This is a genomic window from Streptomyces sp. NPDC088817 (genome assembly GCF_044750345.1).
In the GTDB taxonomy this organism is placed as follows: Bacteria; Actinomycetota; Actinomycetes; order Streptomycetales; family Streptomycetaceae; genus Streptomyces.
The window spans coordinates 294045-312492 of sequence record NZ_JBIVJN010000005.1 but is presented as its reverse complement, the minus strand read 5'-3'; the positions used below and the strand labels follow the sequence as shown (position 1 = coordinate 312492).

The following is an 18448-nucleotide window of genomic DNA, read 5'->3' as shown; positions in this document are numbered from 1 at the left end:
GGCTCTCGTACCCGGGGCGACGCGGTCCGGTCCCGGCCCCGGACCCGCCGTGGAGGGGGCGGGTCCGGTGTGGCCGAAATGCGCCCTCCCGGGGAGTTGTGCCCCGGTGTCAGAATAGTGAGCTATGGCTGAGGGGGATGGCGTGGCCGGCCGAGGTGTACGGGTCCGGCTGGACGGTAGTGCGAGCAGCAAGGACGTCGGCGCGCTGAAGGCGTGGCTGGAGCGGGAGAAACCGCTGGAGGAGCTGGTCCGGCAGGGGCGGCTGCGGATCGACGAGCGGCCGCGCTCGGACGTGCCGCCCGGGCGCATGGGCGCCGGCATGGAGATCCTGCTGTTCCTGCTCGGCGCGGGCGCCGAAGCCGTGTTCGACGAGCTGGTGGCGCAGACCAGGCGGGCCGTGGCGGCCTGGCTGGAGAACCGCCGCCGGGTGGAGTCCGGCGACCCACCCGAGACCCACGTCGATCCGGTGCACCACGACGAGGGGTAGCCCCGTGGACCGTTTCGACCCGCGGGGGCGGGTGAACCGGGCGCTGCTGGTCGGTGTGGAGGAGTACGAGCACACGCAGCCGGACGATCCGGAGGGCGTGCCCGGCCAGCTGCCCGCCGTCCGGCACAACTTGAGACGGCTGGAGGACGTGCTGCGCCGGGGCGGGATCTTCGGCACGCGGAACGGCGGCGGCGACGGCGACGGGCAGTGCGGCGGCGGGCAGCAGGACGCCGACGGGCGCGAGGAGATCACCGTCCTGCGCTCGCCGTCCCTGGACCAGTTCAGCGAGGCGCTGCGCACCGCCGCCCAGGACGCCGAGGGGCTGCTGCTGTGCTACTTCGCCGGGCACGGCGCCGTGCCGAGCGCGGGCAACGAGCTGTTCCTCCAGATGCGCAACGCGCGCGTGGTCGCCGGCGGCCGGGCCGTGTTCCCGGGCGCGGACGCGTTCACCGGGGTGCTCACCGTGCTCGCCGGGAGCCAGGCCGAGCGGATCGTGGTGATCCTCGACTGCTGCTACGCGGGTAACGCCGCCAAGGTGTGGCACGACTTCGCCGACCGCCGGCACCGGATCCTGCTGCTGATGAGCGTGCAGGCCAACCGGCTCGTCGACTCCGGCGACGGCACGAGAGCCACCCCGTTCACCGAAGAGCTCGTGCAACTCCTCGACATCGACGAGGAGTTGTCTTTTGTGGAGCTGTTCGACCAGCTGCGCGGGCAGATGGCCGAAGCGGGCCGCAGGACCCCGCTCGGGGACCTGTGGGAGCCGCAGTCCGCCGCCGAGCCGGGTGCGGACGTGCTGCTGACGGCGCGGGAGGACGGGCAGAAGGGCGAGCGGGAACAGGAGGACGGGCCGGAGGAGCCGTCCCCGCTCCCATCGGACCCGGCGCAGTCGTCCGAGCAGCCCGCGCCGTCGGCGCAGTCCTCCGAACAGCCGCCGCGCACCGAGCCGCCGGGCGGGCGGTCCGGCTCCGGGCCGGCGGACGGTGCGGGGAGCCCGGTCCGCTTCCTGGTGGCCCTGCTCGCCGCGCTGCGCGCCCGGGCGCGTGCCGTGATCGACTGGTTCCTCGGGCTGCGCGTCAGGGCCCGGATCCTGGTGTGCGCGCTGCTGGCGCTCGCGCTCTCAGGGCTCGGCGCCGGCGGCTACGAACTCGCGGGCCCCGGCGGCGGTCACGCCTGCGCGCCGCCGCTCGAACTGCGCCTGCTGACCGACCCCGACCTGGAGCCGACGGTCCGGGCCGCCGCGGACGCCTATCTGACCTCGGGGGCCAACACCACCGGGCACGGCTGCCGCCGCAGCGGCATCACCGTCTACAGCGCGGGCGCCACCGCCGCGGTCACCGCGCTGCGCCGGCAGAGCGACGCCTGGCAGGAGCCGCGCGTGGAGGACACCAACCCGCAGCGGGACGTCGGGCCGCAGCCGGACATGTGGATCCCCGCCTCGGGCACCGACGCGGCCCGGGTCACCACCGACTGGACCACCCGCAGCTACGTCGAACTCCAGCCGGACGGCGCGCCGTTCGTCTACTCGCCCGTCGTGCTGGCCGTTCCGCAGAACCTCGCCGGGGCCGGACTGGACGAGCGGGTCGGGCTGCCGCTGTCCCGGCTGACCGAGAACCTGACGGAGCAGGACCGGAACGCCGGAGTGCTGCGGCCCGACCCGGAGTTCACCGACTCCGCGCTGCTGGCGACCATCGGCCTGTACGGCTCCTCCACCGACTCGCGCGCCGCCGAGCAGCGCGTACGCCCCGCGGGACCGCCCTCGCCGACCGCCGCCGCGCTGCTGTGCGCGCTGCCGGCCGACCGCGCCGCGGACGACCGCATCGCCGTGCTCGTCCCGGAGTTCCTGCTCAGGAGCGGGGTGGGCTGCGCGCGGACGACCCGTGTGCCGCGGACCGCCGAGTACCCCGTCGACGTACCGGCGCTGACGCCCACCTTCGTGCGGGTCCGCTGGGAGGGCGGCGACCGGGACGCGGCGGCGCGGGACGACGCCGTCGGCCGCTTCCGCGCCTGGCTCGGCGGAGAGGAGGGCCTGGCCGCGTTCGCCGCCGCCGGCTTCCGGTCGGCGACGGAATCCGGCCACCGGCTGCTCGACACGGACCATGTCGGCACGGGCGTGCTGCGGGGCCCCAGCCCGCTGCCCGGCGCGGCCCGCCGGACGGCGATGGAGGAGGCCCTCACGCGGTACCGCAGCGCCCACGGCCCCGGCCGGGTCCTCTACCTCCTCGACAGCTCCGGTTCGATGAACACGCGGTGGCTGGGGCCCAGCGGCGGCCCCGGCATCCTGAAGCAGTCGCTGGGCGGGCTCGGCGCCCAGGACGACTACGGGGTGTGGGCGGTCTACGGCACCGACGGCGACGGGTCCCACCAGGAGCTGCTTCCCTACGGGCACCACCGCCGCGCCGATGCCGAGCACGTCGTCGACGCCGGGGCGCGGGTGCGCGACGCCGAGGCCGACCCGCACGCGGCGCTGCTCGACGCGCTGGACCACATGGCCGGGCGCGGCGCCGACGACCAGCGGCCGCAGCTGATCGTCTACATCACCGACGACGAGGACAACAACCGGCTGACCGGCAAGAACCTGGACGAGGTGCTGGCCCGGGCGCGGAAGACGAAGGTGCCGGTGGACATGGTGTCCCTGATCAGCGGCTCCTGCGACGCGGACCGGGCGGACGCCCGGATCGCCGAGGCGAGCGGCGGCCGCTGCCTGGACGCGGGCGACGATCCCGGCCGGGGCCTGCGCGACGAGGTCGCCCGAGTGGGGACGGGGGAGCACTGATGGCACGACGACCGGCCGTGACGCTCGCCCGGCTGCTGGTGCCGCCGCTGCTCGCGGCCACCGCCTGCACCGGGGGCGGGCCACGGGACGGGCAGACGCCGGCCGCCGACGTGCCCGGGGACATCGTGGTGGCCAGCGGGCGGGACGTGACCGGCAAGAACGGCGTCCGCCAGCAGCTCATCGACGCCTGGAACCGGCAGCAGGAGCAGCAGGACTCCGGCTACCACGCCCGCCTCGTGGAACTGCCGGGCTCCGCCGACCAGCAGCGCAGCCAGCTGCTGGGCGCGCTCCAGTCGGGCAGCGCCCATTACGACGTGGTCAACCTGGACGTCACCTGGGTGCCGGAGTTCGCCGAGGCGGAGTTGGTCAGGCAGTTGCCCGACGAGGCCGTCGACGGCGACGTCATCGCGTCCGTGGCCGGCACCGCCCGCTGGAAGGACAAGGTGTACGCGGTGCCGTTCAACAGCGACGTCGGGCTGCTCTACTACCGGCGCGACTATCTGAGCGGGGCGGGCGTCCAGCGCACCGGCCCGGACGCGATCCGCACCTGGCACGACCTGCTCGGGCTCGGCGACACCCTCGACGCGCGCCCGCCCAAGGGGTACGAGAAGCTCTGGACCACGCAACTGGCCCCCTACGAGGGCCGTACGGTCAACGCCGTGGAGGCGTTCGCCTCGGCGACCGACGACTTCGCGCTCACCGACGGCTCCGGCCGCTACACCGGCGATCTGCGGGAGCTGACCGACGGCATCGCGGAGCTGCGCCGGCGCACCGACAAGCCGTACACCCTGGACAGCGCCCTGAGCTCCGACGAGGCGTCCTCGCTCAGCGACTTCGAGGACGGCCGCACCGCCTTCCTGCGGCAGTGGCCGTACGCCTACGGCACGCTGCACCAGAGTTTCACCGAGGCGCAGCTCGGCGTGGCCCGGCTGCCCGGCCGGGCGGTGCTCGGCGGGCAGAACCTGGCGGTGACCCGGTCCTCGCAGCGGGCCGGGAAGGCGGCCGAGCTGATCACGTTCCTCACCAGCCCCCAGAGCGAACGCTGCCTGCTGGACGCGGGCTTCGCCGCGACCCGTACCTCGGCGTACACCGACGACCGCGTCCGCTGCGAGGCCTCCTCGGGCTCGGGCGGTGCGCCGTCGGCTTCGCCCACCGGTGAGAGCACCGACCGCGTGCCCCGCGACACGGCCGGCCGTCCCGGCTACGCCCGCGGCATCCTGCTGCCCGCCCTCCAGCGGGCGGTCTCCCGCCCGCGCACCCCGCTCTACGGGGCGTTCACGCAGACCTTCACGGCCGAGCTGGGCGCCCTGTTCACCGACGATCCGCCCAGTGACGCGGTGCTGGCCGGCCGGCTGGACGAGGCCTTGCGCCGGGCGCTGCCGGGCTGAGCGCGAGCAAACCGCCCGCCTGGGGCACTAGCGGCTCTGCACGGCCTGCGGGGCCGGGACCGGGTCGGTCGTCGAGGCCACCGGTCCGGCGTTGGCCGCCGCGATCAGGGCGGCCACCGCGATGAGGGCCGCGCCGAATCCCCTGGCGCAACGTGCGGAGAAGTGTCCTTGGCGCGCGACAGTGCGTCCGAGCACGGCAACCGACCTCGCAACGACAGTGATGGATTAAGCGCGTTTAACGCTGTCTCCAACGTAGGGGGTGAGAAGGCCGAACGAAAAGGCCGTCAGGGTGAGTTGGGGGCCGCTGGGCGTAAGGTCCGGTGCTGACCCCGGGTCAGTCCGACACGGCTCGTCATCAGGCCGCTTACTGGCATGATGAAGCGCATGGCGAAGCGGGACGACCCGGAGACCATCGGGCGCAGGGTGCAGCGGCTACGGCGAGAACAGGGACTGACCCAGCGGCAGTTGGCGGAGCCGGCGTACACCCCCGCGTACATCTCCACGCTTGAGGCGGGCCGGGTCCGGCCCTCCGACGAGGCGCTCAAGCACGTCGCCGAGCGGCTCGGGATCGCCTTCGACGAGCTCGCCACCGGACGCCCCGCCCATCTCGCCACCGACCTGCGTCTGAGGCTGACCGAGGCCCGGCGCACGCTGGCCACCGGGGAGTCCGAGAAGGCGGCCGAGCAGTACACCCTGCTGCTGGGGGAGGCCGAGGAGCACGAACTCGTCGACGTCCAGGCCGAGGCGCTGCTCGGGCTCGGCGAATGCGCCCTGGAGACCGGCGAGCTGGAGAGCGGCCGCCAGTTCTTCGAACGCTCCGAGCAGGCCCTCGCCGACGCGCCGCTGCCCGCCCGCGTCCCCGCCCTGCGCGGCCGCGCCGTCTCCCACTACCTGGCGGGGGAGCTGCGGTACGCCGTCTACCTGATGGAGTCCGCCCTCGACGAACTCAACCGGGGCGGACTGCACGACCCGGACGCCCTGCTGCTGCTCTACGCCGGTGTCATCGGGCCGTACATGGACATGGGGGCGCACGCGCGGGCGGCCCAGGCCGCGGAGTTCGCGCTCGCGCTGGCCCCGCAGGCCGGCGATCCCGCGCTGGTGGCCCGGATGCACCGGTCGGTGGCCCGCACCCTGCTCGCCGAGGGCCGCATAGCCGAGGCCGACGCCTCGCTCGCCAAGGCCGCCGAGATGTACCGGACCCTCCAGCTGCGCACGGAACTCGCCAACTGCCACTGGATGCGCGGCTACGTCTGCGCCCAGAACGGCGAACTGGAGCGGGCCGAGCAGGAGTTGAGAGCCGCCCAGGCCATGCTGTCCGCCAAGCGGGCCGCGCTCTACACCAGCCAGGTCGCGGTCGAGCTGGCCGACGTGCTGCACCGGCGCGGCAAGTCGGAGGAGGCGGCCGAACTCCTGCGGAACGTGCTGGGCGACCTCTCCCCCGAGCGGGGCGCCGTGCACGCCGCCGCCGCGCACCGGCTGCTCGGCATCATCGCCGAGGACGCCCGCGACACCGAGGCCGCCGAGGAGCACTACGTACGGGCGCTGAGCCTGCTGGAGCGGGCGGGCGCCGCCGGAGACCTGGCCGACCTGTGCCGCCTCCTCGGCGACCTGCTGCGCCGCACCGGCCGTGTGGAGGCGGCCCTGGACGCCTACCGCACCGGCCTCGGCCACCGCACCGCTCCCGGCACCACGACCCTGGGCCCGGCCCCGGCGCAGCCGCCGCTGTGACGGCCTTGGCCGGGAGGAACGCGTGCTTTCCGGGGGCGCACTCCGGGGCGGTTTCCCGGTATGGGCCGGGGGTACCCGCCGCGTGCCCGGGCCGGGGACGCGGCGTATGCGCGGTTCTCCCCGTTCGGCGCGTGCGGGTGCGTCCGGTCCTGGCGAGGTGCGCGGACGGACGTCTACGGCCGCGCCGATGACGTGAGGAGGCGGTGGCCGTGCGGTCCAGGGACGACGGCCTCGGCGTCCCGGACGAGGAACCCGGCCGGGACGAGGGCCACCCGGAACGCGCCGGCGGGACGCCACGCGAACAGGACCGTACGGGCGGCCCCCTGGATGTCGCCGACGTGATCGCCGAGGGCGTGCGGGGCGTACCGGCCGTCGAGATCCCGCGCCGGCTGTGCGCGGTCGCGGTGGAACTGCTGCCGGTGACCGGCGCGAGCGTCTCGCTGCGCGGCAACGGCATGCCCGTGCGGATGGGCGCCAGCGACCCGGCGGCCGCCCGCCTGGCCGAGATCCAGGCCACCCTGGGCGACGGCCCCTCGCTGTACGCGGCCCGGGCCGGTGCGCCCGTGCTGGCCTCCGACCTGACCGCGGGCCGCGACGCCCGGCGCTGGCCGGTGTTCGCCCAGCAGGCGGCCGAGGCCGGCGTCCGGGCCGTGTACTCCGTTCCGCTGGGCGACGACGCCGTCTGCGTGGGCACGCTCGACCTGTACGGCGACGCCCCGCACGAGCTCAGCGGGCGGGAACTGCACACCGCGCGGCTGGTGGCCGGTGTGATGACGCTGGCCCTGATGTCCCTGCCCCTGGACGCGGACGACGAGGACGCCGAGGACGCCGACGCCGCCATGGAGGCGTCCTGGCTGAGCGTGGTCGCCGCCGAGCAGGACGAGGTCTACCAGGCCATCGGCATGATCATGGCCCAGCTCGGCGTCGGCGCCGACGAGGCGCTCGCGCTGCTGCGCGCCCACGCCTTCGCGCAGGGCCGCACGGCACTCGACGCGGCACACGAGGTGATCACGCACCGGATGAGATTCGACCAGGACTAGAAGGGCTTGGGACCGCGGTTCAGGCCTGGGCCCGGGCCTTGCGCTGCACCGCCGTCAGGCGGTCCACGGCATGCTGGACCGCCTGTTCGGTGGCGTTCCGCACGGGCATGCCGAGGGTGCCGTTGGTGAGGACGATCGCGTCGTCGCCGACGCGTACCGTGGCGAGGTCCAGGGTGAGCGTGTCGGGCGACTCGTCGGTGACGGTGACGCGCAGGCCCTGGCGGGCGTCGCCGGTGTCCGGCAGGGCGAGGTTCGTGACCCGTACGTCCAGGACGCCGGAGTTGGCGGTCGTGGCGGAGAAGGCCGCGCAGGTCTGCGGCATCGTCCGGAGCCAGGCGAGGACGCGGTCCACGTCCGGGGCGTGCAGCGCGAGCACCTGGTGGCGCAGCTGGGCCCTGGCCTCGCCGTCGTCGTAGGCGGCCACCGCGTGCGCGCCCGAGGGGGCGCCGAGGGGTTCCTCGGTGTAGAGGGCGTCGAGGAGCCGCCCGCACTCGGAGCTGTCGGCCTGCGCCTTGAGCATGCCGTCCCGCCAGGTGGCCGCGCCCTGGGTCGGCGCCCAGCCCGCTCCGAGGTCGGCCTCGGTCAGCAGCGCGGTGTGCGCCTGGTCCGGTGTGAGCGCCGCGGCCGGTGCCGCGGCGGCGCCGGGCTGACGGGTGGCCATCGGCGCGGGGACGCGGACGGTCCGGCCGGACTGCCCGGCGGTGCAGGCGGCCCCGGTCAGCAGGGCGGCCGCGCAGAGCGCGGAGGCGGCCAGGACACGGGCCGGGGTACGGGACATGGGGAGGCCTCCAGACGGACGGGACCCGCACTGCGGACCTGGCGTCCGGGCGGCGGCGCTCCTCCCACGGCACCACCGGGCGGCCCCGGCCACCAGCGCGCCGGTCCGTCCGGGTGAGCGGCGTCACCGGGGGCGGGCGCGCGGGGGCGGGCCGGAGACGTGACGATGGTGAAAGCCCCGTACGGCCGACCGTTGCGAGGGAACGTGCGACGCAGTCCGCGCGACGCAGCCCGTACGACGCAGCCCGTACGACGCAGCCCGTACGACGGAAGGAGCGCGCTGTGACCCCGCGGCCCGTGCCCGTGATCATCGACTGCGACACCGGCGTCGACGACGCGCTCGCCCTGCTGTTCGCCGTCCGCCACCCGGGTCTCGACCTGCGCGCGGTCTCCTGCGTGGCCGGGAACACGGACGTCGACCAGGTGGTGCGGAACACGCTGACCGTCCTGGAGCAGGCGGGCGCTCCCGACGTGCCGGTCGCGCGGGGCGCCGAGCGGCCGCTGCTCGAACCGCTGCGCACCGCCCACCATGTTCACGGCGAGGACGGCATGGGCGACCTCGGGCTGCCCGCGCCGACCCGCCGGGCCGTCGACGTGGACGCCGTGACGCTGCTCCACCGCGAGATCCTGGCCTGCGACCGCCCGGTCACCCTGGTCCCGACGGCACCGCTGACGAACATCGCCCTGCTGCTGCGCATCCACCCGGAGGTCACCCGCAACATCGAGCGGATCGTGTTCATGGGCGGCGCGGTGGGCACCGGAAACGCCACGCCCGTCGCGGAGTTCAACGTCTGGCACGATCCGGAGGCCGCCGCCGTCCTGCTCACCGCGCGGGTGCCGATCACGATGTACGGGCTCGACGTGTTCGAGCGGGTGCTCGTGCCGGAGGCGGACGTACGGCGGCTGTGCGGGCGCGAGGAGCCCGGCGCCCGGCTGGCCGGACGGCTGCTGTCCCACCGCTACCCGGTCACCGGCGACGACGTCCCGTTCGGCGGGCTCGGCGACGCGGGCACCGTGTGCGCGGTGGCCGACCCGGAGGGCCTGACCACGCACCGGCTGCCGGTGGAGGTGAACCTCGCGCCGGGCCCGGCCCGCGGACAGACGGTCGTCGACCGCCGCCCGCGTCCGGGCGAGGCGGAACTGCACGGTGAGGCCCGCGAACAGACCCTGGTGGACGTGGCGTTGGACATCGACGCCGAGCGGTACGTCCGGCTGTACCTGGCCACCGTCGAGGGCACCGGGGACGGTGCCTAGGTCATCGACTGCCCTGACGCCGGCCACCGTCGGCGAGCGATGGTGGCCGGCCTCGGGCGAGCCGTCGTGCGGGGGTCAGGAGGCCTGCTTCGCCGCCCGGCGCCGGGTGACGACGACGAGCGCCGCGCCGCCCGCCAGCAGCACGGCCGCACCCGCCGCGATGAGGCCGGTGCCGCTGCCGCCGCCGGTCTCGGCGAGGTCGCCGCTGCCGCCGTTCGGGGCCGGGGCCGGCGCGGTGGTGGACTCGGAGGCCGACGGGGCCGGGGCCTCGTCCGACGGCGTCGCCGGGGCCGACGACGGGCTCTCCGTCTCGGCGGGGCTCTCGGTGGCCGGAGTCGTCGGCTCCTCGGCCGGGGACGACGGCTCGGCGGACTCGGTGTCGGACGGGGCCGGCGTGGACGGCGTGGACGTGGGCTGCTCCTCGGCGGCCGTGCAGTCCTTGGTGCCGCCGTTCCAGGCCGCGATCAGCTTGTCCTTGATGACCGGGCGGTCCGGGCCCTTGGGCAGGTCGCCGTGCTCGAAGCCGTCGTTCGCGTCCTTCTTGCCGTCGAACTTGACCGCGCCGCGGTACAGGTCGACCTGGGCGAAGCAGCCCGCGTCCGGGACGGCGATGTCGAGGGAGTCGGTCTGGCCCCGCTTGACCGTCACCGTGTCGAAGTCGACGAACACCTGCTCGCCGGAGCCGGCGAAGGTCGCGCCGTGGGCGAGGTAGGAGGCCAGGGAGGCGGTGCAGGTCGTGGCGTCGTGGGCGGTGCGGACCTTGATGTGGACCTTGCCGTCCTCGGTGGGCCGCAGGTTCTGGTCGTCGACCTTGACGGCGTCGAAGAAGTTCTTGCCGTCCAGCGAGAACTGGCAGCGGTCGCTCTCGGTGACCGTGCCGGCGCCGGTGCCGGGCTGGTAGCGGCCGCCGTCCTTCCAGCCCTCGCCGCCGGGCGCGCTGTGGGCCCAGGCACCGGAGGCGGCGGCGACGGAGGCGGCGCACAGGGCGAGCGTCGCGACGCCCGTTCCCAGCAGGCGGGCGGCGGAGACACGACTGGCTATGGACATACGGATCCCATCTTGCTCGTGCGCGAGGTGGCTGGTCGCGGGGCAACGGCACGGACCAGGACGGGCCGACGGAAGGCCGAAGAGGACAGCGGGCCCATCGGTCACATGCGCCACAGTGTGAGGTCATGCTCGTGTGTGCGACTGAGCCTGTCAATCTGCCGGTTCCACAAAGGGACTTCACGCCTTCATCACGCTTGTGTCACATAGGGGGCGACTCGTTCCGTCGCGCGGCCGGGGGTTCGCTTTTCGGGTGATGTGGACAGACTTGCAGAGTTGTGGACAGAGTTCTCGTCCGCCCGCAGTCGTCCGTACGTCCGCGTACGCACCGAAGAGGAGACCGCGTGACCGATCACCCCACCACGCACGACTCCCCGCAGGACAACCCGCAGGACACCGCGTCCGACCTGTCGTCCAGGAACCCGGACTGGTGGCGGCAGGCCGTCGTCCACCAGGTCTACCCCCGCAGCTTCGCCGACTCCGACGGGGACGGGCTGGGCGACCTCCGCGGCATCACCGGGCGGCTGTCGCACCTCGCCGCCCTCGGCGTGGACGCCGTCTGGCTCAGCCCCTTCTACCCCTCCGAACTGGCCGACGGGGGCTACGACATCGCCGACCACCGCGACGTCGACCCGCGCCTGGGCACCCTGGACGACTTCGCCGCCCTGACCGCCGAGGCGCACCGCCTGGGCCTGAAGGTGATCGTGGACCTCGTCCCCAACCACACCTCCCACCTGCACCCCTGGTTCCGGGAGGCGCTGCGGTCCGGCCCGGGATCCCCGGCCCGCGACCGCTACGTGTTCCGCGACGGCCGCGGCGCGCACGGCGAACTCCCGCCCACCGACTGGCCGTCCGTCTTCGGCGGCAGCGCCTGGCGGCGGGTGCCGGACGGCCAGTGGTACCTGCATCTGTTCGCGCCCGAGCAGCCGGACCTGAACTGGGGCAGGGAGGAGGTGCGCGCCGACTTCCGCGCCACGCTGCGGTTCTGGGCCGACCGCGGCGTCGACGGCTTCCGCGTCGACGTGGCGCACGCCCTGGCCAAGGACCTCGACGAGCCGCTGCGGGACGTCGGGGACATCGGCGCCACCGGCGAGGACGCGCTGCTGCTCGTACCGCCCGGCAGCCATCCGTACTACGACCGGGACGAGGTGCACGAGATCTACCGCGACTGGCGGCGGATCCTCGACTCCTACTCCCCGCCGCGCACGGCGGTCGCCGAGGCCTGGGTGCCGGGCGCCCGGCGCGTGCTGTACGCCCGGCCCGACGAACTGGGCCAGGCCTTCAACTTCGAGTACCTGCAAGCCGGCTGGGACGCCGGGCAGCTGCGGCAGGTCATCACCGAGTCCCTGGCCGCCGCGCGGGCCGCGGGGGCCTCGGCCACCTGGGTGCTGTCCAACCACGACGTCGTACGGCACACCTCGCGCCTGATGCTCCCGCCCGGCACCGACGAGAACGCCTGGCTGCTGTCCGGCGGCCGCGTCCCGGCCGTCGACGAGGCCGCGGGGCTGCGGCGCGCCCGCGCGGCGACGCTGCTGATGCTGGCGCTGCCCGGCTCCGCCTACCTCTACCAGGGCGAGGAACTGGGGCTGCCGGAGGTCGCCGACCTGCCCGCCGGGGTCCTCCAGGACCCGGTGTGGGAGCAGACCGGCCACGCCCGCAAGGGCCGCGACGGCTGCCGGGTGCCGCTGCCGTGGACCAGCACCGGACAGTCGTACGGTTTCGGTCCCGGCGCCGCCTGGCTGCCGCAGCCGCCGGGGTTCGCCGCGTACGCCGCCGAGGCGCAGGACGGAGTGGAGGGCTCGACCCTGGAGCTGTACCGCTCGGCGCTGCGGCTGCGCCGCAAGCTGCTGGAGGGCGAGTCGCTGACCTGGGTGGAGGACGGCCCGGCCGGGGTGCTGGCGTTCGCCCGTACCGGCGGCCGGCGGTGCGTCACCAACCTGTCGGAGCGGGCCGTGCCGCTGCCGCCGGGGGAGGTGCTGCTGAGCAGTTCGCCCCTGACGGGCCGCCGGCTGGACCCGGACACCACCGTGTGGCTCGCGTAGGTCCCCGCGCGCGGGCTTCCACCCACGCGCGGGTTCCGGCTCAGCCCGCCGCCGGGCTGGGGCTCGGGTCGCCGGGCAGCACGAGCGGGCTCGACGTGGCGTTCGGCGGCGGGGTGAGCACGACCTCGGGCTGTCCGCCGGAGGGGGGCGGCGGGGTCAGGTCCGAGTTGGGCAGCTTGGGCGGGGTCGTCTGCATGAAGAGCACCTGGTCGAAGTTGACCAGGCCGGTGTCCTCCATGACCGTGATGTGGTCCAGGACGGTGGCGTTGGCCTGGTTGGCGAGCTCGCGGACCAGGTCGTTCTTGGTGGTGGAGCGGATCTTCGCGATGGTGTTGAAGATCGCGCCGTGCGTCACGCGCAGGATGTTGGCCATGTCGGAGTCGAACTGCTTGCCGTCGTCCCCGGCGAGCTGGGTGACGAAGCCCTGCTGCTGGGGGCTGGCCACGTTCGGCAGCGTGATGTTGAGCAGGGGCGCGATCCTGCGGCAGCTCACGTCCAGCGCCGCGTGCCCGTCGATCAGGTGCTCGCCGGCCCTGACGACCTCCTTGGTGGTCCCCTTCTTCACCGCCATCTCGCCGACGGGGTACTCCCACAGCCCGGCCGCGCGCACCTTGACCACGAAGTCCCGGTCCGCCTCCGTCAGCGGACCCCACTGGGTCTGGGAGATGACCCGGGTGCCGTCGCTGGTGACCTTCTCCAGGCCCAGCATGCTCGGGTAGGCGAGCGCGACCAGGGTCAGACTGAGCGCCCCGCCCACGAAAAGAGTTCCCGTCGCGTTCCGCGAAAAGCGCACCGTGCCTCCTGCCCGGTCGTGGTCCCGCCGTGGGGCGGTTCGAACACCCACATGTACGGGCCGGGAAGCCCGAAGAACCTTTTGATTGGGTAAAAAATATCGAACACGACGTGAGACTGCTCACGAGGGTGAGCAGTTCGGCCACCACCGACGGCTGTCGTGGCCAAGGCCCCCTTCATACCGCAAGGTTGACGAAACGTTGACCCGTTGCGGGGAGAGCCCTGGGGAAAGCCCGCCCTACATTCGGCCGCATGCCCCCACAGCCCCGCGGTGTGCCCGCCGCGCTCCCCGTCCTGCCCTACCGCAAGCCCACCAAGGGCCGTGACTACTGGGTACTGGACGACGTCCTGCCCGACGCGGACGCCGTGCGGCAGCGCTGCCTGGCCAAGGACGACTGGGTGAAGGGCTACCCGTACACCTCCGAGACCTGGCCCGGACTGCGGACCATGCCAGGTCTCGAACCGTCCGAACTCGCCCGCGTCGAACGGCTGGTGAAGAAAGCGACCGGGGCGAAGGAACTGTGGGTGCAGCAGGCGCCGGGCGGCGGCACCCTCAACCACAACTGCGTCCAGGTGGTGGGCGAGGGCGAGAGCGAACCGAGGCCGCACACCGACTCGCGGGCGCTGTGCCGGTACGCCGCCGTCCTCTACCTCAACCCCACGGTGCCCAAGGACTGCGGGACCAGCTTCTACCGGCAGCGTCTGCCCGGCGACCGGCTCGGCGGCAACGTCGTGCAGCCCCCGCACCAGAACCTCGTCGAGGCCCTCGGCACGCGGTTCGTCGCGCCGGACGCCTTCGAGGAGGACGTCCGCGTGCCGCACAAGGCCAACCGGCTGCTCCTCTACCACGCCAACCTCGTGCACAGCGCGACCGGCTACTGCGGCGCGAGCCTGGAGGACAAGCGCATGACGGCGGTCTTCTTCTGGATGGCCTGATCCCGGCGGCGTACGGGTACGGGCGGTGGCCGGAAACGAACCGCCGGGTACGGGTACCCGCCCCTTCGTGGCACCCGCCGCGCCGACCAGGAGGAGCCAGGAGGAGGACGACATGACCGACACCCGTACCGTGGGCGTCCTGGGCACCGGGATCATGGGCTCCGCGATGGCCCGCAACCTCGCGAAGGCCGGACACACCGTCCGGGTGTGGAACCGCACCCGGGCCAAGGCCGAGCCCCTCGCCGCCGACGGCGCGCACGTCGCCGGCACCCCCGCCGAGGCGGTCCGCGACGCCGACGTGGTCCTGACGATGCTCTACGACGGCGGCACGGTGCTCCGGGTCATGCGCGAGGCCGCCCCCGCGCTGGGCCGGGGCACGGTCTGGGCGCAGTCGACCACGGTCGGCCTGGAGGCGGCCGGTGAGCTGGCCGCCCTCGCCCGCGAGCACGGCCTGGTCCTCTACGACGCCCCGGTGCTCGGCACCCGGCAGCCCGCCGAGGCGGGCCGGCTGACCGTGCTGGCGGCGGGGCCCGCCGAGGGCCGGGAGACGGTGACGCCGGTGTTCGAGGCGGTCGGCTCCCGCACGGTGTGGACCGGGGAGGACGCCGCGGCGGCCACCGCCACCCGGCTGAAGCTGGTGGCCAACAGCTGGGTCGTCGCGGCGACCACGGCGACCGGGGAGGCGCTCGCCCTGGCCAAGGGGCTCGGCGTGGACCCCCAGGGCTTCTTCGACCTCATCGCCGACGGTCCGCTCGACATGGGCTACCTGCACGCCAAGGCCGGCGTCATCCTCGACAACGCGTACCTGCCCCCGAGCTTCGCGGTGGCCACCGCGGAGAAGGACGCCCGCCTGATCGTCCAGGCGGGCGAGGCCCACGGCGTCCGCCTCGACGTGGCCGCCGCGAGCGCCGAACGCTTCGCTCGCGCCGCCGCGCGGGGCCACGCCGACGAGGACATGGCCGCGGCGTACTTCGCGAGCTTCGACGACTCCGGAGAGTCCTAGCCCAGGCAGACCACCAGCAGGCAGAGGTGGGACGGGGACGTGGGCGTGTTCGTGGGGCTCGTCTGCGGGGTCTGCTGGGCGGTGCCGTCGGACGGGGTGGACGCGCTGGAGCCCGGTGCCGTCCGCTGGGTCGCCGTCGAGGAGGAACGGGAGGCCGACCGGCCGGACCGGGCCGAGCCGTCTTCCGGAACCGACTGGGCCGACCGGTCGGCGGAGGCGGAGCTGCCGGCGTCCGGTGCCGTGGTGCCCTGCTGCGGGGCGGACTGCTCCGTCCGGGCCGGCGCCGCGGGCACGTCGGAGGGCGCCGACGGGGCCTGCGCCGTACGGGGAACGGTGGCGTCCGGGCGTACGTCCTGCGGCGTGGTGCCGCGCGGAGCCGACCGCTGGTGCCGGGCACCGGCCGCGGGCGAGGTCTGCCCGGCGTCCGAGGGCGTCGCGGTGGGGTCGCCGGGCTGCGCGGGGCGGCTGTCCCCCACAGTGCCCGTGTGCGGGGCCTCCGGTGCCGGGGCCGCCTGCGTGCGGTCGGTGGAGTGCCGGTCCATCGAGGCGACGGTGAGGCCGCCCCCGACGAGGGCCACGGCGGTGGCCACCAGGGCCCTGCGCTGGGTCTTCTTCCAGCGGGCCAGCTGGCGGCGCCGCGCCGCCCGGCCGGGCCGCTGCCGGGGTGACGGCGCGTCCGGCACGTCGGCGGGAAGGCCGGCGGGCGTGTCGCCGGGGCCGTCGGCGGGGGTGCCGACGGGCGCGGCACCCGGAACGGAGCCCGCGGCCCCGCCCGCCGCGACGCCGGCTCCGGGAGCCGGCGCGGAAAAGGCCGCGGCGCCGGTCGCCGTACCGGCCGCTGTACCGGCCGTGGTTTCGGTCGCTGTGTCGGTCGTGAGGGGCGCCGTGACGTCCGGTGCTATGTCCGGCGCGTACGCACCGCAGCCGGGGCACACCAGGGCGCCGTTGAGGTGCCTACGGCACGTGGAGCAGTAGTCCATCCGGTCTTCCTGACTAGGCCTGCCGAGCGGCCAGTCACGCTAACAAGGCCCGCGACGGACTGTGTGCAGCCTGTGTGACGCTCCTGCACGGATTCCCGGCACCCCGACCGGCCGGCCCGTCAGGCCCGGTCGGTCAGCTCGTCCGCGTACACCTGCGACAGCGGCTGCGGACCCACGTACTGCTGGCAGTTGCACTGCCCCGGCTCGAAGCGCAGCGGCTTCTTGTTCTCGTCCCAGGCCGTCGGCACCTCGACGCGCTCGTGGCACCGGCCGCTCTTGTCGTGCTTGGCCAGATGGTGGGTGCACCCGCACACCGGCTCCGGCGGCTTGTGCGCCGCCTCGACGGCCAGCCGCTCCGCCTTCGCCGCCTCCATCAGTTCGAGCTTGCGCTCGTGCCGGTTGCGCAGCGCGGTGCGGATGTTGTCCCCGAGCCAGGCGAAACCGCCGGTCCAGAAGACGATCAGCACCCACCAGATCCAGCCCATCGGCCCTCACCCTTCCCCCCGTGGAGTTCCTCGTGATTTTAGGAGGAATCCCTGACGTTCGCGCCCGGCAGGGCCGGGTGGCGTCGCGGACGCGGCGGCCGGGGGAGCGGATACGGGCCCGTCGCGGCACCCGCGCCCGCACCCTCACCCGCACCCGCCGGGGCGGCCGCCGGAGCCGGGATCCGCCGCCATGGGACCAGTGCGGCAGCCCGGCGCGGCAGCCAGCCCGGGCCGCGGCCGTGGAAGAGCGCGAGGACGACCGCCGCGGCCACCGCGATCAGGTGCTCGCGCCCGGCCAGGTTGGGCTTGACCACCGACTCCACCACCATCGAGCCGCCGGTCAGGAAGAACACGACCGGGGCGCGCCGCACCACGGACAGGTAGGTGAACAGGCCCACCACCGCGGCCGACGGCCCGGTGTCGAGGATCCGGCCGGTCTCGGGCGGCAGCCCCAGCCCCCACCAGCCGGGCCCGATCGCGATCATCAGCCGCACGGTGAGGGTGCCGGCCAGGGTGGTCGCGTACGAGATGAACAGCGTCCGGCGCCGGCCCAGGGTGAGTTCGGCCAGCGCGAAGGCCAGGAACAGCTGGGTGATGCCGGCCCACACCGGCAGGTCGAGCGCCGGGACGTACAGGGACACCGGGGTGCGCAGCAGGGCCAGCCACAGCGGCAGGTCGGCCTGGACGCCGCCGGCGATCCGTACCACCGCCTCCCCGGCCGGCCGCTGCGCCACCGCGTGGAAGAAGACCACGCCGAAGGCCGCCACGAAGGCCAGCACAAGGCCGGACAGTCCCCGGTGCGCCAGCCGCCGTACGGGGTCGACGACGATGCCGTGCCACTCGGCGCGCAGCGTCCGCACGGTGAACCGCGCGAACCGCGCCACCACATCACGCACCCGCACCGGTCCGCCGCCGCCCGGTGCGCCGACCGCGGGCCCGCTCACCGCCGGTGCGCGGTTCGGCGGCCGGGCGTTCCGCTCCGCGCGGTGCCGCCGCTCGCCGTCCCCCGGTCCCCCCGGACCTTCTGGTCTCCCCGGAACTTCTGGTCTCCCCGGACGCTCTGGTCTCCCCGGACGTCCCGGATGCTCCGGACGTCCCGTCCGTTCCCTCGTGTCCCTCACACCGCTGTGCTGCTGCACCGCTGTCCGGCTCCTTAGCAGTTCCCCCACCCCGTGCGCACAACCGTATGGACCGTAATCCAGGCCGCCGCGTTGCCACAGACGGCCTCACGGCGGCGGCAGGGGCGGCGGCGGGCCCGGTGCGGGACGGCGGCGCGGGGGACGGATCAGCCGGCGCGCTGCTGGCAGGGCACGCAGCAGCGTGCGTACGGGAGGATCTCCAGGCGCTCCACCGGGATGGGCTTGGCGCAGTCCTCGCAGTTCCCGTAGGAGCCGCCGTCCAGCCGCGCGAAGGCGGCCTCGATGTCCTTCAGCGCCCGCTTCAGGGCGTTCTTCTGCGCGGTCAGGAGGTCGCCGGCCTCCTGACCGCCGTCCTCGCTCTCCTCGACGGCCCGCAGCTGGGCGAGGCGGGCGTTGCGCTCGTGTTCGAGGTGCTGCCGGGCATCGTGCGCGCTCAGGCGCTCGGCCGCGGAGGCACTGCTGGTGGTCTCCCACGACATCGGCGATACGGTCCCTTCTGGCAAAAGAGCCGGTGACAAGGGGGGCCGCGGTGACGTACGGCCCCCCTCCTGACCCTCCAGCGTGGCCGCGCGCGGAA

The 18448-nt window shown here is 74.5% G+C and carries 17 protein-coding genes; 9 read left to right on the top strand and 8 right to left on the bottom strand.

Translation table 11 applies throughout. The annotated features are described in order from the left end of the window. The first annotated feature begins 124 nt into the window (after positions 1–124). Genes ACIP4X_RS12065 through ACIP4X_RS12055 form a run of 3 tightly spaced genes read left to right on the top strand, consistent with a single transcriptional unit; the run spans position 125 to position 4651 of the window. The gene (locus ACIP4X_RS12065; RefSeq protein WP_401348020.1) at positions 125–487 is read left to right on the top strand and encodes a hypothetical protein; all 363 of its coding nucleotides are present in this window, start codon (positions 125–127) and stop codon (positions 485–487) included. A 4-nt stretch (positions 488–491) separates the two neighbouring features. Next, the gene (locus ACIP4X_RS12060) at positions 492–3263 is read left to right on the top strand and encodes a caspase family protein (protein ID WP_391459365.1); all 2772 of its coding nucleotides are present in this window, start codon (positions 492–494) and stop codon (positions 3261–3263) included. Further along, positions 3263–4651, top strand: coding sequence for an extracellular solute-binding protein (locus tag ACIP4X_RS12055; RefSeq protein WP_358733136.1), 1389 nt, complete (start codon positions 3263–3265; stop codon positions 4649–4651). The genes ACIP4X_RS12060 and ACIP4X_RS12055 overlap by 1 nt, the downstream gene beginning before the upstream one ends. A gap of 27 nt (positions 4652–4678) precedes the next feature. Here the strand turns inward: ACIP4X_RS12055 and ACIP4X_RS12050 are convergent, their stop codons facing one another. Beyond that, the gene (locus ACIP4X_RS12050) at positions 4679–4846 is read right to left on the bottom strand and encodes a hypothetical protein (protein WP_358733134.1); all 168 of its coding nucleotides are present in this window, start codon (positions 4844–4846) and stop codon (positions 4679–4681) included. Positions 4847–5035: 189 nt separating this feature from the next. Here ACIP4X_RS12050 and ACIP4X_RS12045 point away from each other — a divergent pair, with 189 nt between their 5' ends. Next, complete coding sequence (locus tag ACIP4X_RS12045) at positions 5036–6379, top strand: tetratricopeptide repeat protein (protein ID WP_391459369.1); 1344 nt, start codon at positions 5036–5038, stop codon at positions 6377–6379. A 209-nt stretch (positions 6380–6588) separates the two neighbouring features. Beyond that, positions 6589–7419: a GAF domain-containing protein gene (locus ACIP4X_RS12040; protein WP_391459371.1), complete on the top strand. Its 831-nt coding sequence runs from the start codon at positions 6589–6591 to the stop codon at positions 7417–7419. A gap of 19 nt (positions 7420–7438) precedes the next feature. Here ACIP4X_RS12040 and ACIP4X_RS12035 read toward each other — a convergent pair whose 3' ends face one another. Further along, positions 7439–8197 (bottom strand): hypothetical protein, encoded by a 759-nt coding sequence (locus ACIP4X_RS12035; protein WP_401348014.1) that lies wholly within the window; start codon positions 8195–8197, stop codon positions 7439–7441. A gap of 281 nt (positions 8198–8478) precedes the next feature. Between ACIP4X_RS12035 and ACIP4X_RS12030 the strand changes: the two genes are divergently transcribed. Beyond that, the gene (locus tag ACIP4X_RS12030; protein ID WP_391459375.1) at positions 8479–9450 is read left to right on the top strand and encodes a nucleoside hydrolase; all 972 of its coding nucleotides are present in this window, start codon (positions 8479–8481) and stop codon (positions 9448–9450) included. Positions 9451–9525: 75 nt separating this feature from the next. On the opposite strand, the gene ACIP4X_RS12025 is transcribed toward ACIP4X_RS12030, so the two are convergent. Further along, positions 9526–10497: an LAETG motif-containing sortase-dependent surface protein gene (locus ACIP4X_RS12025; RefSeq protein ID WP_358733126.1), complete on the bottom strand. Its 972-nt coding sequence runs from the start codon at positions 10495–10497 to the stop codon at positions 9526–9528. A 341-nt stretch (positions 10498–10838) separates the two neighbouring features. Between ACIP4X_RS12025 and ACIP4X_RS12020 the strand changes: the two genes are divergently transcribed. Continuing rightward, the gene (locus ACIP4X_RS12020) at positions 10839–12536 is read left to right on the top strand and encodes an alpha-amylase family glycosyl hydrolase (protein ID WP_391459377.1); all 1698 of its coding nucleotides are present in this window, start codon (positions 10839–10841) and stop codon (positions 12534–12536) included. Positions 12537–12576: 40 nt separating this feature from the next. Here the strand turns inward: ACIP4X_RS12020 and ACIP4X_RS12015 are convergent, their stop codons facing one another. Next, entirely contained in the window at positions 12577–13293 is a 717-nt protein-coding gene (locus ACIP4X_RS12015) for a DUF4142 domain-containing protein (protein ID WP_358733122.1), read from the bottom strand. A 287-nt stretch (positions 13294–13580) separates the two neighbouring features. On the opposite strand from ACIP4X_RS12015, the gene ACIP4X_RS12010 reads away from it, so the two are divergent. Continuing rightward, a complete protein-coding gene (locus ACIP4X_RS12010) occupies positions 13581–14264 on the top strand; it encodes a DUF6445 family protein (protein WP_358733120.1) in 684 nt (227 codons plus the stop codon). A gap of 112 nt (positions 14265–14376) precedes the next feature. Then, positions 14377–15267 carry an NAD(P)-dependent oxidoreductase gene (locus ACIP4X_RS12005; RefSeq protein ID WP_358733118.1) on the top strand — a complete coding sequence of 297 codons (891 nt, stop codon included), beginning with the start codon at positions 14377–14379 and terminating at the stop codon, positions 15265–15267. Here ACIP4X_RS12005 and ACIP4X_RS12000 read toward each other — a convergent pair. From ACIP4X_RS12000 to ACIP4X_RS11985, 4 genes are all read right to left on the bottom strand, one after another. Continuing rightward, entirely contained in the window at positions 15264–16247 is a 984-nt protein-coding gene (locus ACIP4X_RS12000) for a hypothetical protein (RefSeq protein WP_358733116.1), read from the bottom strand. The two genes, ACIP4X_RS12005 and ACIP4X_RS12000, sit on opposite strands and share 4 nt — an antisense overlap. A 119-nt stretch (positions 16248–16366) precedes the next feature. Continuing rightward, positions 16367–16732, bottom strand: coding sequence for a hypothetical protein (locus tag ACIP4X_RS11995; RefSeq protein WP_100568357.1), 366 nt, complete (start codon positions 16730–16732; stop codon positions 16367–16369). 38 nt (positions 16733–16770) lie between these two features. Continuing rightward, complete coding sequence (locus ACIP4X_RS11990; protein ID WP_391459381.1) at positions 16771–17676, bottom strand: hypothetical protein; 906 nt, start codon at positions 17674–17676, stop codon at positions 16771–16773. Between the two features lie 341 nt (positions 17677–18017). Beyond that, the gene (locus tag ACIP4X_RS11985; RefSeq protein WP_358733114.1) at positions 18018–18350 is read right to left on the bottom strand and encodes a TraR/DksA C4-type zinc finger protein; all 333 of its coding nucleotides are present in this window, start codon (positions 18348–18350) and stop codon (positions 18018–18020) included. Positions 18351–18448: the final 98 nt, after the last annotated feature.

Coding starts and splice junctions, on each gene's coding strand:
- ACIP4X_RS11995 (WP_100568357.1), bottom strand. CDS start 16,732: ATGGGCTGGATCTGGTGGGTGCTGATCGTCTTCTGGACCGGCGGTTTC.
- ACIP4X_RS12010 (WP_358733120.1), top strand. CDS start 13,581: ATGCCCCCACAGCCCCGCGGTGTGCCCGCCGCGCTCCCCGTCCTGCCC.
- ACIP4X_RS12035 (WP_401348014.1), bottom strand. CDS start 8,197: ATGTCCCGTACCCCGGCCCGTGTCCTGGCCGCCTCCGCGCTCTGCGCG.
- ACIP4X_RS12005 (WP_358733118.1), top strand. CDS start 14,377: ATGACCGACACCCGTACCGTGGGCGTCCTGGGCACCGGGATCATGGGC.
- ACIP4X_RS12065 (WP_401348020.1), top strand. CDS start 125: ATGGCTGAGGGGGATGGCGTGGCCGGCCGAGGTGTACGGGTCCGGCTG.
- ACIP4X_RS12055 (WP_358733136.1), top strand. CDS start 3,263: ATGGCACGACGACCGGCCGTGACGCTCGCCCGGCTGCTGGTGCCGCCG.
- ACIP4X_RS12025 (WP_358733126.1), bottom strand. CDS start 10,497: ATGTCCATAGCCAGTCGTGTCTCCGCCGCCCGCCTGCTGGGAACGGGC.
- ACIP4X_RS12000 (WP_358733116.1), bottom strand. CDS start 16,247: ATGGACTACTGCTCCACGTGCCGTAGGCACCTCAACGGCGCCCTGGTG.
- ACIP4X_RS11985 (WP_358733114.1), bottom strand. CDS start 18,350: ATGTCGTGGGAGACCACCAGCAGTGCCTCCGCGGCCGAGCGCCTGAGC.
- ACIP4X_RS12045 (WP_391459369.1), top strand. CDS start 5,036: ATGGCGAAGCGGGACGACCCGGAGACCATCGGGCGCAGGGTGCAGCGG.